The 14,107-nt window shown below is 64.3% G+C and carries 15 protein-coding genes; 3 read left to right on the top strand and 12 right to left on the bottom strand.

All coding sequences use genetic code 11. The features are described 5' to 3' along the window. Window positions 1–13: 13 nt before the first annotated feature. From NTH_RS11025 to NTH_RS10995, 7 genes are all read right to left on the bottom strand, one after another. Window positions 14–409 carry a methylglyoxal synthase gene (locus NTH_RS11025; RefSeq protein WP_338530063.1) on the bottom strand — a complete coding sequence of 132 codons (396 nt, stop codon included), beginning with the start codon at window positions 407–409 and terminating at the stop codon, window positions 14–16. Between the two features lie 83 nt (window positions 410–492). Continuing rightward, on the bottom strand, window positions 493–1,518 hold the full coding sequence (gene mepA / locus NTH_RS11020) for a penicillin-insensitive murein endopeptidase (RefSeq protein WP_422392382.1): 1,026 nt from the start codon (window positions 1,516–1,518) through the stop codon (window positions 493–495). 102 nt (window positions 1,519–1,620) lie between these two features. Beyond that, window positions 1,621–1,872, bottom strand: a complete 252-nt coding sequence (locus tag NTH_RS11015; protein ID WP_338530062.1) for a hypothetical protein — start codon at window positions 1,870–1,872, stop codon at window positions 1,621–1,623. A 415-nt stretch (window positions 1,873–2,287) separates the two neighbouring features. Further along, the gene (locus NTH_RS11010; RefSeq protein ID WP_265516115.1) at window positions 2,288–2,497 is read right to left on the bottom strand and encodes a cold-shock protein; all 210 of its coding nucleotides are present in this window, start codon (window positions 2,495–2,497) and stop codon (window positions 2,288–2,290) included. Between the two features lie 234 nt (window positions 2,498–2,731). Then, a complete protein-coding gene (locus NTH_RS11005; RefSeq protein WP_338530061.1) occupies window positions 2,732–3,601 on the bottom strand; it encodes an SDR family oxidoreductase in 870 nt (289 codons plus the stop codon). Then, window positions 3,598–4,743, bottom strand: a complete 1,146-nt coding sequence (queG, locus tag NTH_RS11000; protein ID WP_338530060.1) for a tRNA epoxyqueuosine(34) reductase QueG — start codon at window positions 4,741–4,743, stop codon at window positions 3,598–3,600. The genes NTH_RS11005 and queG overlap by 4 nt, the downstream gene beginning before the upstream one ends. A 2-nt stretch (window positions 4,744–4,745) precedes the next feature. Further along, entirely contained in the window at window positions 4,746–5,438 is a 693-nt protein-coding gene (locus NTH_RS10995; protein WP_338530059.1) for a glutathione S-transferase family protein, read from the bottom strand. Window positions 5,439–5,575: 137 nt separating this feature from the next. Between NTH_RS10995 and NTH_RS10990 the strand changes: the two genes are divergently transcribed. Beyond that, window positions 5,576–6,382, top strand: a complete 807-nt coding sequence (locus NTH_RS10990) for an undecaprenyl-diphosphate phosphatase (RefSeq protein ID WP_338530058.1) — start codon at window positions 5,576–5,578, stop codon at window positions 6,380–6,382. Window positions 6,383–6,391: 9 nt separating this feature from the next. Here the strand turns inward: NTH_RS10990 and NTH_RS10985 are convergent, their stop codons facing one another. Together NTH_RS10985 and NTH_RS10980 are read right to left on the bottom strand one after the other, a co-directional pair. After that, a complete protein-coding gene (locus NTH_RS10985; protein ID WP_338530057.1) occupies window positions 6,392–7,159 on the bottom strand; it encodes a sulfite exporter TauE/SafE family protein in 768 nt (255 codons plus the stop codon). 10 nt (window positions 7,160–7,169) lie between these two features. Further along, entirely contained in the window at window positions 7,170–8,141 is a 972-nt protein-coding gene (locus tag NTH_RS10980) for a complex I NDUFA9 subunit family protein (protein WP_338530056.1), read from the bottom strand. 332 nt (window positions 8,142–8,473) lie between these two features. Between NTH_RS10980 and gyrB the strand changes: the two genes are divergently transcribed. Both gyrB and NTH_RS10970 read left to right on the top strand, forming a co-directional pair. Next, a complete protein-coding gene (gene gyrB, locus NTH_RS10975; RefSeq protein ID WP_338530055.1) occupies window positions 8,474–10,921 on the top strand; it encodes a DNA topoisomerase (ATP-hydrolyzing) subunit B in 2,448 nt (815 codons plus the stop codon). A 145-nt stretch (window positions 10,922–11,066) separates the two neighbouring features. After that, window positions 11,067–11,543 (top strand): pyridoxamine 5'-phosphate oxidase family protein, encoded by a 477-nt coding sequence (locus NTH_RS10970; RefSeq protein ID WP_338530054.1) that lies wholly within the window; start codon window positions 11,067–11,069, stop codon window positions 11,541–11,543. 27 nt (window positions 11,544–11,570) lie between these two features. Here the strand turns inward: NTH_RS10970 and deoA are convergent, their stop codons facing one another. Genes deoA through NTH_RS10955 form a run of 3 tightly spaced genes read right to left on the bottom strand, consistent with a single transcriptional unit; the run spans window position 11,571 to window position 14,107 of the window. Next, window positions 11,571–12,893 carry a thymidine phosphorylase gene (gene deoA, locus NTH_RS10965; protein ID WP_338530053.1) on the bottom strand — a complete coding sequence of 441 codons (1,323 nt, stop codon included), beginning with the start codon at window positions 12,891–12,893 and terminating at the stop codon, window positions 11,571–11,573. A gap of 15 nt (window positions 12,894–12,908) precedes the next feature. After that, complete coding sequence (locus tag NTH_RS10960; protein WP_338530052.1) at window positions 12,909–13,715, bottom strand: purine-nucleoside phosphorylase; 807 nt, start codon at window positions 13,713–13,715, stop codon at window positions 12,909–12,911. Then, window positions 13,712–14,107: a cytidine deaminase gene (locus tag NTH_RS10955; protein ID WP_338530051.1), complete on the bottom strand. Its 396-nt coding sequence runs from the start codon at window positions 14,105–14,107 to the stop codon at window positions 13,712–13,714. Before NTH_RS10955 ends, NTH_RS10960 begins: the two co-directional genes overlap by 4 nt.

The raw sequence follows: 14,107 nt of genomic DNA, 5'->3' as shown, positions 1-14,107 counted from the left end.
TCTCCTGGTTGTCTTATCGGGCCGTCAGGCCCGCTTCCGCATGCAGTAAAAGGGCCTCGGCCGTGGCGGCGTTGAGAGCCATGGGAATATCGTACACGATCGCAAGCCGCATCAATGCCTTCACGTCCAGATCGTGCGGCATAGGCGTGAGCGGGTCCACGAAGAAAATGATCAGGTCCACGGCACCTTCGGCGATCAGGGCGCCGATCTGCTGGTCGCCGCCAAGCGGCCCGCTCTTCAGGCGCTTCACATCCAGGCTCGGACAGGCTTCGGCGACGCGTCCGCCGGTCGTGCCCGTTGCGACGATGGCCGCATCCGACAAAAAGGGCTCATGCGCCTTGGCAAAGGCGACCAGATCGTCCTTCTTCTGATCGTGCGCGATCAGCGCAACACGTTGCCGCCCAGTCAAAGCTGCCCTCAAATCCCGCTGGCTAAATCGTTTGAACCTATAAGCGAGCCGACCGGCGATGGAAAGCCGCCGCGGAACGAAACTTATTGCCGGTATGGCCGGGGCGAGGGTCGCGGTATGTCCGCCGGCCGCAGCGCGTCAAGCGACGGTGACGGGCTTGCGGGCGCCGGCGCCGTGGCCGCAGATGGCTGCACGCCTTCCGGTCCGGCCAGCGTGACCACGGCCTCCGAGGACGGCGCCGGCGCATTCAGCACCGCGCGGCAGGCGGCGGGCAGGTTTGCCATGGTCATCACGTCACGGGCCTTTGGCTTTGCCGGGCCTTCCGCCGGCTTCCACGGCTCGTCGGTGAACCACCAGGCCAGGGACGCATCGCAGCCCTGGCCGCCCGATACAGGCGCCTGCGGCTTGCAGCCGGGCGATCCCCTAGGGCAGCCGATCCTGACATGGAAATGGTAGTGATGGCCCCAGAACGGCCGGATCTTGGACAGCCAACTCCGGTCGCCCTTCACCGTGTCGCACAATTTCTTCTTGATCCCGGGATGGACCAGGATGCGCTCGACCTGCGGGTATTTTGCCGCATGACGCAGCACCGCTTCGTGTGCCGGCGTCCACTTGCGATCGTCGACATAAAGCGTATCGCCCTTCAGCATGGAAACAGCGCTGACCTTCTCGCGCTCGGCCACACTCATGCGCTCGTCGGGCATGGGCGTGAACCAGATATCGGCGTCCAAGCCGATCTGGTGCGAGGCGTGGCCGCTCAACATCGGACCGCCGCGCGGCTGCGAGATGTCGCCGACGAGCAGGCCGGGCCAGCCGCTTTGGGCGGCATCGCGCGACAGCTTCTCGATCAGCTTGATCATTTCGGGGTGGCCCCAGCGCCGATTGCGCGAAAGCCGCATCGCCTGCCATCTCGGCCCGTCCGGTGCAATGGCAATACCGCCGGCAAAGCATCCTTTAGAATAGAAGCCATGGACGGCAGGCGCTGTGGCGGTCGGCAATTCTTTCGCGCCGAACAGCTGCTTGGCCAGGGGTTCGGATGCGGCAGGCAAGGCAGCCATGCAGCACAACAGGATGGTCGGCAGGAAAAGGCGCGGGAACGGAGCCGGCATGGAACGCTCGCAAATCAGATGATCTGCGTCATCATAACCGACTTGCAGCCCGTATGGCAAAGACCGCCGAGAGCTTTCGGAGCGGCGCCTTGCCGTGCCGCCTCAGGCCGTCTTGGCTTTACGGGCCACCGGCTTCTTGCGAACGGCCTTCTTCTTGGCTGGTTCGGCAGGCGGATTGGCCGCCTCGGCGGCTTCCTGAGCCAGCCGGGCTTCGCGAAGACGTGCCGATTTGGCATCACGAGCCTTCGCCTCGGCCTCGATGATGCCGCGGGCTACGCTCGTTGTCGTTTCTGCCTTGCTCGTCGCCGAGGGGCGCGCGGGCTTGAACAGGGTGGTCTGATTGAGGGTGCTCATGGTTGTTCTGCTCCCTTGCAGCATCGGCCCGGCCGATTTTCCGGAAAGCGCGATGCGTGGATTCGACTAACCTGCAGTGTCCTTGAAGCGTTCCAAAGGATCGCACTTTACTGCAGGAATCACGCCAGATCATTCCACCGGTTCACGGAAACGATGAAACGATCCAAGCTTTTGACTACGCAGTTCCGGGTGGAAAACCGGTATCCACCTTTCTGGAGCTGCTCTACGCCTTAGCCCCGAAGATCGGAATCGATTTTCGGAAAGCACGATGCGTAGATTTTAAAGTGTTAAAGCGTCCCTTGTGCGTCCGAATGGACGCATGGCGCTCTAAAACAAAAAAGGCCGGGCGTAACCCGACCTTTCCTACATCTCGTTCCCGTGCCAGTACATCCGTGGTCACAGGTTCGAGATTGAATTATGCAGCCTGCAGGTTTTCCGCAGCGCTTTTGCCAGAACGCTGGTCCTGGACAATATCGAAGCTCAGCTTCTGGCCTTCGACGATGGAGCGCATGCCAGCGCGCTCGACTGCAGAGATGTGAACGAACACATCCGATGCGCCGTCGTCAGGCTGAATGAAGCCGAAGCCCTTGGTGGTGTTGAAGAACTTAACTGTTCCAGTAGTCATGACGAATTCCTTTCAATCGGTCACGAAAGATTAGCTGCCGGACCACATGCCCGACAACGGTTGCAGATCGATTTTGATAGGAAGATCGTCAGATGCGCCCTGAGGCGCCGAAACAAAGTTCAGCAACAAATATCGACCTCGCTTAGATAGAAGAGTTTTGTGCGCAGCGCAAGGCCGCAGGAAATATTTCTTCAACAAGAAGTCGAAAGCGCTCCCGTGGCTGGAAAAATATCGCTACTGCCTGGCGTCCCGCATGGCCTCCAGCGCACGCCGGTAATTCGGGAACCGCAGAACGTAGCCTGCCGACTTCAGCGCCGCGTTCGATACCCGCTTGCATTCGGAATAGAACGACCGGGCCATGGGACCCATCCCGGCCTCCTCGAAGGGTATCGGCGGCGGCGGTTCGATGCCCATGAGTTCGGCCGCATACGTCACCACGTCCTGCGGCGGGGCCGGCTCGTCATCGGTGACGTTGTAGATGCCGCCTGCGCCCGCGCCCATCAGATGCCGGGCCGCCCCCGCCACATCCTCTACGTGGACGCGATTGAAGACCTGGCCCGGCTTGACGACCCGCCTGGCGGTGCCTTTTTCCAGGTTCACGAAGGCGTTGCGCCCGGGGCCGTAGATGCCCGACAGGCGCAGGATGGCAATCGGGACGCCCAGCCTTTCGGCGAGCGAGGTCCAGCCTTGCTCCGCCGCCAATCGCCAGCGCGAGCGGTCCGACGAAGGGCGGCAGACGGTCTCCTCGTCCACCCAGGCGCCGCCATGATCGCCATAGACCCCGACGGTCGAAAGATAGCCGATCCATCGCAGCGCCGGCATCTCCAGGCGCGCTCGCGCGAGATCGTCGAGCACCGGGTCGCCGGCCTCGCCGGGGGCTATGGAAACCAGAAGATGCGTGGCCGCGCGCAGCGGCGGCAGCAAGGTTTCGCCGAAGCCGTAGCCGCCATAAAGGAGCGGGACCACGGCGTCCGCGGCAAGCGCTTCGAACTTACCGGCGCTGCGGGTCGTGCCGTGGATGCTGGCAGCGCCGGCGGCGGCCTGGCGGGCGAAGGCCCGCGCGGAATAACCGGCGCCGAATATGAAAATGCGTTCGCCGCTCATGCCGTCCTTCCCAAGGCATGCCGCCATTCCTGACGGACATCCTCATCCATCTCAATGGTCTGCCCGATTTTCGCAAGCCGGCCGAATTCTTCTGCGTCGAGCAGGCGCGACAGCGCCCACACGGCCGCGCCCCGCACCAGCGGCGACGGGTCGGACGTGAGCCGGCGGCAGCGGGGCACGAGGGCCGCCCGCCCCGAATTTCCGGCGGCTATCAGCACGTTGCGGACGAAGCGGTCCCGCCCGATGCGCTTGATGGGCGATCCGGAAAACAGCTCGCGAAAGGCCGTGTCATCCAGATCAAGCAGGGTTTCCAGCGCCGGTTCCTTCAGGTCGTCGCGGGCCTTGAGCCTGATTTCGGCCGCATCCCGGGCGAACTTGTTCCAGGGGCAGACGGCCAGGCAGTCGTCGCAGCCATAGATGCGGTTGCCCATCGGCTCGCGGAACTCGTGCGGTATCGGCCCCTTGTGCTCGATCGTGAGGTAGGAGATGCAGCGGCGCGCGTCGAGTTGATAGGGCGCAGGGAAGGCATCCGTCGGGCAGACGTCGAGACAGGCCCGGCAGGAGCCGCAATGATCTTCCTCCGGCAGGTCGGGCTCCAGCTCCGCCGTGGTGAAGATCGAGCCCAGGAACAGCCATGAGCCGAGTTCGCGGCTCACCAGGTTGGTATGCTTTCCCTGCCAGCCCAGCCCGGCGGCGGCGGCCAGTGGCTTCTCCATCACCGGGGCCGTATCCACGAAGACCTTGACGTCCTCGCCCGCCCTCGCCGCAAGCTGGCCGGCAAGCTGCTTGAGTCTGCCCTTGACGACGTCGTGATAGTCGCGGTTGCGGGCATAGACCGAGATGATCGCCCGATCTTTCCTTTCGAGGAGCGCCAGCGGATTTTCATCCGGGCCGTAGTTCATGCCTAGCATAATGATCGAGCGCACCTGCGGCCAAAGATTCTGCGGACGCGCGCGCCGTTCCGCCGTCTCCGCCATCCATGCCATCGAGCCGTGGCGGCCCTCCTCGATGAAGTGCCGCAGGCGCTCAGGCGCTTGCGGTGCGGCGTCGGGGGTGGTGACGGCGATCTTGTCGAAGCCGGCGGCGCGCGCCTTTTCATCAACGAACGCGCGGAGCCGGCGGCGGTCGGCCAGCGCGGTCATGGTCAGAAATCCAGGTCCGCGTAGTGCGACGCCGGCGACAAGCCGCGAACCCGGTCCGAGAGCAGCGAGCGGAAGGAAGGGCGCGATTTCATGCGGCTGTACCAGTCGCGCGCCGCCTCGTATTCGCGCCACTCGATCTCGCCCAGATAGTCGAGGATCGAAAGCGACGCGGCAGCGGCGGCATCGGCGTATGAAAAACGCGGCCCCGCAAGCCAGTCGCGGGTGGCAGCCAGCCAATTGGTGTATTTAAGGTGCTGGCGCACATTGGCCCGCGCCGCGCGAATGGCGGCCGAATCGGGCGAGCCGCCGCCCTGTGCCCCGGCCATCAGCGGCTTGAGCGCGCGTTCGCGCACCAGATGTCGCGTCACGTCGCCATCCGTCTTGACCAGATACCAGTCTACCAGCCGGCGAATCTCGGCACGCTGGATGGGATCCTCGGCCATCAGCCGCCGCGACCGCTGGAACGCGCCGCGCGTTTCGTCGAGATATTCGCTGATCACCGTGGCACCGGTGATCGCATGGTCGCCTTCCGCCAAAAGCACGGGGATGGTGCCGGCGGGATTGAGGGACAGAAACTCCTTGCGCCGCTGCCACGGGCGCTCCTCGATCAGGGCGAGCTCCTCGCCGTACTCGCCGAATGCGATGCGCACGTAGCGGCAGGAGGCGTAGAGCGGATGATGGAAAAGGGTCAGCATGCGACAAGCACTATTCAAAACCTCTGGCCATTTCATGACCGTGACGCTAAACCTCGGCGCGTCTGATTCCGAGGGTTCTTTCCCGAGCTATAGGGGGAGATACAGGCCCTGACAAGCAAGCCGATGTGAGGGACTGAGTGCCGGACCAAACGATTGCGCAGGCGCTTTTGCTGGGCGTCCTCGAGGGCCTGACCGAGTTCATTCCCGTTTCCTCCACCGGCCACATTCTGCTGGCTGGCCACTTTCTGGGCTTCCAATCGACGGGCAAGGCTTTCGAAGTGCTCATCCAGTTGGGCGCGATCCTGGCCATCCTATCCGTGTATGCCGCGCGCCTGTGGCAGATGCTGGTTCTTTTGCCGCGCGATCCGGCAACGCAGCGTTTCGTCATCGGCGTCCTGCTCGCCTTCCTGCCGGCCGCCATCATTGGCGTGCTGAGCTACAAGATCATCAAGACCGTGCTGTTCGAGACGCCGATGCTGATCTGCGTCATGCTCATCCTCGGCGGTCTGGTGCTCTTGTGGGTCGACCGGTGGGCAAGGCAGCCGCGCTACAACGACATCACCAGCTTTCCGCTGTCCATGTACTTCAAGATAGGACTTTTCCAGTGCCTGTCGATGATCCCCGGCACCTCGCGCTCAGGCGCGACCATCGTGGGCGGGCTCATTCTTGGCGCCGACAAGCGGTCAGCGGCGGAGTTCTCCTTTTTCCTGGCCATGCCAACCATGGCCGGCGCCTTCGCCTACGACCTTTACAAGAACTACGATCTCCTGTCGGCGGCCGACGTCAAGATCATCGGAGCGGGATTCATCGCCGCCTTTGCGGCCGGCGTTCTGGTCGTGCGCTGGCTGCTTGGCTACGTCTCACGCCACGGCTATGCGCTCTTTGGATGGTGGCGGCTGCTGATCGGCAGCCTTGGGCTGGCGGCGCTGCTGTATCTGGGATAACGGGCCGAACTACATCAGGCCGGCAAGTCCGCGCCGGATGAGATCGAGCGCCAGCAGCGTCAGGCCGGCCCTGAACCAGCGGCGGAAACTCTCCTCCGGCAGCTTCTCAAGAAGCCTGCTGCCATAGATCGTGCCGAGGTAGCCCGAAGCGACCATGACCGCGATCAGAGGCAGCCAGCGGGCGAAGGCAAAGCCCGCCAGGGCGAAGGCGACAATCTTGAGCGCATGTTGAAGGGTCATGCCGGCCGCGTGGGTGGCGACGAGCGCCTTGCGGTCATCGGGGATGATCTGCGCGAAAAAGGCCGACAGCAGCGGTCCGGTCGCGCCGACGAACATGGTGGCCAGCGCAAGCACTGCACTGCCCAGCGCCATCCCGGCCCGGCTCAGGCGCGCGGCACCCGGGATCCTGGTCCAGGTAACGGCGATGACGAAGACGCCAAGGACCAGTTTCAGCACCGCATCGGGCAACTGCACCACGACATACGCGCCCGCCGCCGCGCCCGCCAGGGAGCCGAGTATGAAGGGCGCGGCTATTGAATAGCGGATATGGTCGCGCTGGTGCCACGCGCGGCCCGTATTGGAGCCGAGCTGCACCGCCCCATGAACGGGGATAAGTGCCGAAACGGGAACGAAGAGCCCGAGCAGCGCCAGCATGGCCACGCCGCCTCCCACGCCGAAAGCAGCCGTCAGCGCCGACGTGAAAAAGCTCGCGACGATGAGAAGAAGGCCCGGCAACAGACCGACGCCGTCGGGGAAGAACGCAGCGATAGCCTGCAAGGGCGCAGGCCTAGTATTGCGGCTGGGTGAACTGGCCGTGAGGCCGGTAAGGCCACAGATAGGTGGGCAGGATGGCGCCGATCGAATGCTGCGGGATGCCCAGGCCCTCCAATGTGCGGCCGGCGTCCTTGGCCTCGTCGGAGACGACGTTGTCCACCTCGAGGAGCTTGACCTGGTCGAGCGTGAGCAGCGGATTGGGCAGCATGCCCAGGATGCGCGCCTGCAGGCGTGCGATCGGCCAGGGGACCGAAATCAGCATCCGCTTGCGACCGATGATCTCGAGCATCTCCTCCATGCACTGGCGGAAGGTCAGCACCTGCGGGCCGCCAAGCTCATAAATCGTGCCGCCCTTCAAAGCGCCGTCCACCGCGCGTGCATGGGCCTCCGCGACGTCGCCGACATAGACGGGCTGGAACCGCGTATGGCCGCCACCGATGAGCGGCAATGCGGGCGTGAAGCGGGCCATATTTGCAAAGCGATTGAAGAAGCTGTCTTCCGGGCCGAAGACGATGGACGGACGGATGACGATGGCGTCCTCGATGCTCTCGAGGACAGCCTGCTCTCCTTCAGCCTTGGTGCGGCCGTATAGCGAGGGCGAATCGAGGTCGGCGCCGATGGCCGAACCGTGGGTCAGCCGCGCGCCCGCCGCCCGCGCGGCTTCCGCCACGGCGCGGGCGCCAAAGTTCTGCACCGCATCGAAGCGCTGACGGCCGGATTCGTGCAGGATGCCGACGAGGTTGATCACATGGTCGGCGCCGTCCACGGCGCGGTCGACCGACGCACGATTGCGCAGATTGGCCTGGATGGCATGAACCTGGCCCATATTGCCCAGAACCTGCAGATGGATCGCTTTGTTGGGCCTGCGGCAGGCCACGCGCACGCGATAGCCCCTGCGCGTGAGCGCCTGCACCACATGGGTTCCGACAAAGCCCGAACCGCCAAAAACGGTTACCAGCTTGGGTTTCTGGCTTACGAGTGCCATGGTGCCTGTGTCTCTCCTGGAACACCGCGGCATCGGCCCGAGAAACCGGAAGCGATTTCGGAAAGCGCGATGCGCGAATTCGATAACCCCTAACGCCCCGCCACCCCGTCTTGAGGGCGTGCCGACGCTACAGGGCGCTACATAATCGGTTTTGCCCGAAAGGCAAAGGGCAGCGCTTATTCGCCCGCTCCGCCACCGATTCCATCCCCGGGCGATTGGCCGGCAAAACTTGGAAAAAGCGCTTGAAGCCCCTATATATTTGACAGCTGAACCTTGCTGATTCGCGAGGCTTCTCCGTGCCCTTTGCGGCGCTTCCAGATTGAAAGTTTTTGATGAGCGACACGCCCGAAACACTCCCCGGCGAACAGGCTGAATACGGCGCTGAATCCATCAAGGTTCTCAAGGGCCTGGATGCGGTGCGCAAGCGGCCCGGCATGTATATCGGCGACACCGACGACGGCTCGGGCCTGCACCACATGGTCTACGAGGTCGTGGACAACGCAATCGACGAGGCGCTGGCGGGCCACGCCACGCTCGTGACGGTGACGCTCAACCCGGACGGTTCGTGCACGGTGACCGACAATGGCCGCGGAATCCCTACGGACGTGCACACGGGCGAGGGCGTTTCGGCTGCCGAAGTCATTATGACGCAGCTCCACGCGGGCGGTAAGTTCGACCAGAATTCCTATAAGGTTTCCGGCGGCCTCCACGGCGTCGGCGTTTCGGTCGTCAATGCGTTGTCGTCCTGGTTGAAGTTGAAGATCCGGCGAAAGGGCAAGATCTACGAGATGAGCTTCACCCACGGCGTGCCGGATTCGCCGCTGATGGCGACGGGCGATGCGGGCGACGAGACGGGCACGGAAGTCAGCTTCCTGCCCTCCAGCGAAACGTTCACGATGACGGATTTCGACTATGGGACGCTGGAGCACCGGCTGCGCGAGCTTGCCTTCCTGAATTCCGGCGTGCGCATTCTCCTGACGGACAAGCGTCACGCCGACGTCAAGCAGCAGGAACTGCTCTATGAGGGCGGGCTCGAGGAATTCGTCAAATATCTCGATAGGGCAAAGAAGCCGCTCATCGAGGCGCCGATTGCCATCAGCGCCGAGAAGGATGGCATCACGGTGGAAGTGGCCATGTGGTGGAACGATTCCTACCACGAGAATGTGCTGGCCTTCACCAACAACATTCCGCAACGCGACGGCGGCACGCATATGGCCGGTTTCCGCGGCGCCCTGACGCGGCAGGTAACCTCCTATGCCGAAAATTCCGGTCTGACCAAAAAGGAAAAGGTTTCGCTGACGGGCGACGACTGCCGCGAAGGCCTGACCGCCGTCCTTTCGGTCAAGGTGCCGGACCCGAAATTCTCGTCGCAGACGAAGGACAAGCTGGTCTCCTCCGAGGTCCGCCCGGTGGTGGAAAGCCTGGTCAACGAGGCGCTCGGCACATGGCTGGAAGAACATCCATCCGAAGCCAAGATCCTGATCAGCAAGGTCGTGGAAGCCGCCGCTGCCCGCGAGGCGGCGCGCAGGGCCCGCGAGCTGACCCGGCGCAAGGGCGCGCTTGAAATCTCTTCGCTGCCCGGAAAACTCGCCGATTGCCAAGAGCGCGATCCCGCCAAGTCCGAAATCTTCATCGTCGAGGGCGACTCGGCCGGCGGCTCGGCCAAGAGCGGCCGTTCCCGCAAGAACCAGGCTATCCTGCCGCTGCGCGGCAAGATCCTCAATGTCGAGCGCGCCCGCTTCGATCGTATGCTGTCGTCCGACATGATCGGCACGCTGATCACCGCGCTCGGCACCGGCATCGGCAAGGATGAGTTCAATCTCGACAAGCTGCGCTACCACAAGGTCATCATCATGACCGACGCCGATGTCGACGGCGCCCATATCCGCACGCTTCTGCTGACGTTCTTCTTCCGGCAGATGCCGGACCTGATCGAGCGCGGGCACCTTTATATCGCCCAGCCGCCGCTCTACAAGGTCACCCGCGGCAAATCGGTGCAGTACATCAAGGACGAGGTCGCTTTCGAAGAGTTCCTCATCGACCAGGGGCTGCACGAAGCATCGCTGGAATTGTCGACCGGCGAGGTGCGTTCCGGGCAGGACCTGAAGCAGGTCATCGACGATGCGCGCGCCATCCGCGCGCTGATCAACGGCCTGCACACCCGCTACGACCGCTCGGTGGTCGAGCAGGCGGCCATCGGCGGCGCGATGAATGCCGCCGTTCTGGCCGATCGCGGACGCGCCCAGGCGGCGGCCGAGCATGTGGCCCGCCGTCTCGACATGATCTCGGAGGAGACCGAGCGCGGCTGGGAGGGGCGGATCAACCTGTCCAATGACGGCACGGGCGGCTATCTGTTCGAGCGCACGGTGCGCGGCGTCAAGGATGCGCTCGTCCTCGATGCGGCGCTGGTGGGCTCCGCCGATGCCCGCGCCATCGACCGCTATACAGGTCGCCTCCAGGAGATCTACGAAAGGCAGCCGAAGCTGCACCGCAACGACAAGTCGGAGATCGTTTCCGGCCCGATGGCGCTTCTGGACGCCATCTTCGCCACCGGCCGCAAGGGCCTTACCATGCAGCGCTACAAGGGCCTTGGCGAGATGAACGCGGAACAGCTCTGGGAAACAACGCTCGATCCCGACGCCCGCTCCCTGCTCCAGGTCAAGGTCGCGGATGCCACGGACGCCGATTCCCTGTTCTCGCGCCTCATGGGCGACGAAGTGGAGCCGCGCCGCGAGTTCATCCAGGACAACGCGCTCTCGGTGGCAAATCTGGACGTGTAAGCGCCGGCTTCGCACCCTGCCTCATAGGCCTGGCCGGTTTGGTGAAGGCCGGACCGGCTCCTCTTGCCCACGCGGTGTCCTGGCCGTGGCGGAACAGAATCAGCGCGCAGATTGTTGCTCCGGGAAACGCACATGGAGCTTTCCGATGAGCAATGACGACGTGCAACGCGTATGGGAACTGGTCGAGGATATCGGCATCTGCATGCTGGCCAGCCGCGATGGAACGGAAATCCGGACCCGCCCAATGGCGGCATATTTCGACCGCCGGACGGACCTGATCTACTTTTTGACGGATGTGGCGAGCCACAAGGACGAAGAGATCGCCCGCGATCCGCATGTGGCGCTGGCTTTCGCCGATACTTCGAGCCAGAAGTACCTGTCCATTTCCGGCGTTGCCAGGCTATCCAACGACCGCGAGCGTATCCATGAGCTCTGGTCGACGCCGGCGAAGGCCTGGTGGGACAGCCCGGACGATCCCAACATCCGTGTTCTCGAGGTTTCGCCGCACGACGCGCAGTACTGGGACAGCCCAGGCACCGCGATCTCCTATGTCAAAATGGCCGCGGCCGCCTTTACCAGCGCCAAGCCGGAAATCGGCGAAAACAGGAAAGTGGACCTGTAGCGGGCCGGAACGCGGGAAGCGTCCGCATCAAGCGTTGGGCGCGGAGACCTTGCCGCGCACAGGCGATACTCGGCGGGGGCGCTTGTCGGATATCCCGTAGGCCGCCTTTACGGCTCGATCGGCCAATGCGGCATGGCTGCTGGATCGGGCATGGACGATAGCCAGCTCCCGGCCAGCCTCGACCTCCGCTCCGACGGGAACCAGCCCGGTCAGGCCCACCGCGTGGTCGACCAGATCTTCCGGCTTCCGCCGCCCACCGCCAAGTTCGATCACCGCAACGCCCAGCGCTCGGGCGTCGACCATGGAGACAAAACCGGCTCTGTCAGCGACCACCCGATGTTGCACCGGCGCAACCGGGAGATAGCTTCGCGCATTCTCCACGAAATCCGCCGGGCCACCCAATTCCGCAACCATCTTGCCGAAGATTTCCGCCGCACGTCCACCGGACAGTGCATCGTGGGACAGATCGGAGGCCTCCTGCGCGGTCGCAGCGCGACCGGACGAAAGCAGCATCTGGGCGGCCAGCGCAAGCACCACCTGCTCCAGCCGCTGGTCGCGCGAGCGGCCGGTGAGGAAGTCGACGGCGTTCAAAACCTCCACCGCATTGCCGGCGGCCGAAGCCAGCGGCTCGTTCATGTCGGTGATGAGCGCGGTGGCGGAAAGGCCTGCCCCGTTGGCCACGGCCACGAGGCTTTCGGCCAGCTGGCGGGCCTCGGCCATGCTCGCCATGAAGGCGCCGTTGCCGCATTTCACGTCGAGGACGAGCGACTGAAGCCCGGCAGCCAGCTTCTTCGACAGGATGGAAGCGGTGATGAGCGGAACCGATTCGACCGTGCCAGTGACATCGCGCACCGCGTAAAAGCGCCGGTCGGCCGGCGCAAGATCGCCCGTCTGGCCGATGATGGCACAGCCGGCTTTCCTCACCGTGTGCCGGAACGCATCAAGGCCCGGCTGGCTTTGATAGCCGGGGATGGAATCCATCTTGTCGAGCGTGCCGCCCGTATGCCCCAGGCCTCTCCCGGAGATCATCGGCACATAGGCGCCGCAGGCGGCGACGATCGGCGCCAGCATCAGCGAGACATTGTCGCCCACACCCCCGGTGGAGTGCTTGTCCGTCAACGGCCCGTCGAGAAACCGCCAGTCCAGCACGTCGCCGGAATCGCGCATGGCGATCGTCAGCGCCACGGCTTCCCCGCGGCTCATCCCGTTGAGGCAGATCGCCATCGCCAGCGCCGCCACCTGGCCCTCAGTCCACGAACCGGTGGCAAGGCCGGCGGCGAAGTCGGCGATCTCCTCGGGTGCAAGCTCGGCGCGGTCGCGCTTCCGGCGGATGATTTCCTGGGGGAGCATGGCCAACGCCTTCCGCTATCCGCCCGCGCCAGCGGCATGAAAATAGGCCCTTAGCGCGGCAGCGAGCCTCGCGCCGCCGAGCGGAGCCATATCCTTCGTCTCCTGGTGCGACAATTCTCCAGCCGCCATGCCGGCCCCCAAATTGGTGATCACCGAGCAGGCAGCCACTTTAAGCCCGAGATAGCGGGCGAAGATGACCTCGGGCACGGTGGACATACCCACCGCATCCGCGCCCATTATTCGCGCCATGCGGATTTCCGCCGGCGTCTCGAAGGTGGGGCCGGAAAACCACATATAGACGCCCTTGTGCAGGGTCACACCGGCGCTTGCCGCCGCCTTTTCCAGCGCGTCGCGAAGGTCGCGGTCATAGGCTTCGCTCATGCCGACGAAGCGGCGCTCGCCGGTCTCGCCGATCAGCGGGTTTGTGCCGGAGAAGTTGATGTGGTCCTCGATCAGCATGACGGAACCGGGTGGCATCTCCGCGTGCATCGAGCCGGCGGCGTTCGTAAGGATCAACTGCCGTATGCCGAGGCCCCACAGCACCTCGATCGCCGGCCGCATCGCCGCCGCGTCGCCGTGCTCGTAATAGTGCGCCCGCCCGGCCAGCATGAGCACCGGTTGCCCCGAGAACCTGCCGGCAACGATCTCGCCGGCATGGCCGGTCACGCCGCTTTGGGGAAAGCCGGGCAGATCGGCATAGGGAATGCGGATCGGGTCCGTGACTTCTTCCACCAGGCCGCCGAGCCCGGAGCCAAGCACCAGCGCTGTGCGCGGCACGAGCCCCCCGAGACGTTCCGTCAGGCGATCCACGGCCTCCTTCAACGGTTCTGCTCCAGATCGAAACCGCGCGGGAATATTGCCGAGAAAGGTACGGTCTCGACTACGCCACGGGCATCGCAAAGGTGCAGCAGCGCGTCATCCGCCACGAATTCGGCGAGGCGCTGGCGGCATCCGCCGCAGGGCATGATGCGGTCCATCTTCTCAGCCACCACGGCAATCTCGGCAATTCTGCCGCCGCCGGCCATCACCATGTGGCCGAGCGCCGTGGTTTCGGCGCACCAGCCTTCGGGGTAAGAGGCATTCTCGACGTTGCAGCCGGCATGCACGGCACCGCTGTCAGTTGCGAGGGCGGCCCCCACTGGAAAGCGCGAGTAAGGCACATAGGCCTTGGCCATCGCCGCCCTTGCCGCCTGGAAAAGCTCGTCCGACCCCAT

Source organism: Nitratireductor thuwali, from assembly GCF_036621415.1.
Lineage (GTDB): Bacteria > Pseudomonadota > Alphaproteobacteria > Rhizobiales > Rhizobiaceae > Chelativorans > Chelativorans thuwali.
Note: the sequence above shows the minus strand (reverse complement) of the source record. Positions and strands in the feature narration are given on the sequence as shown.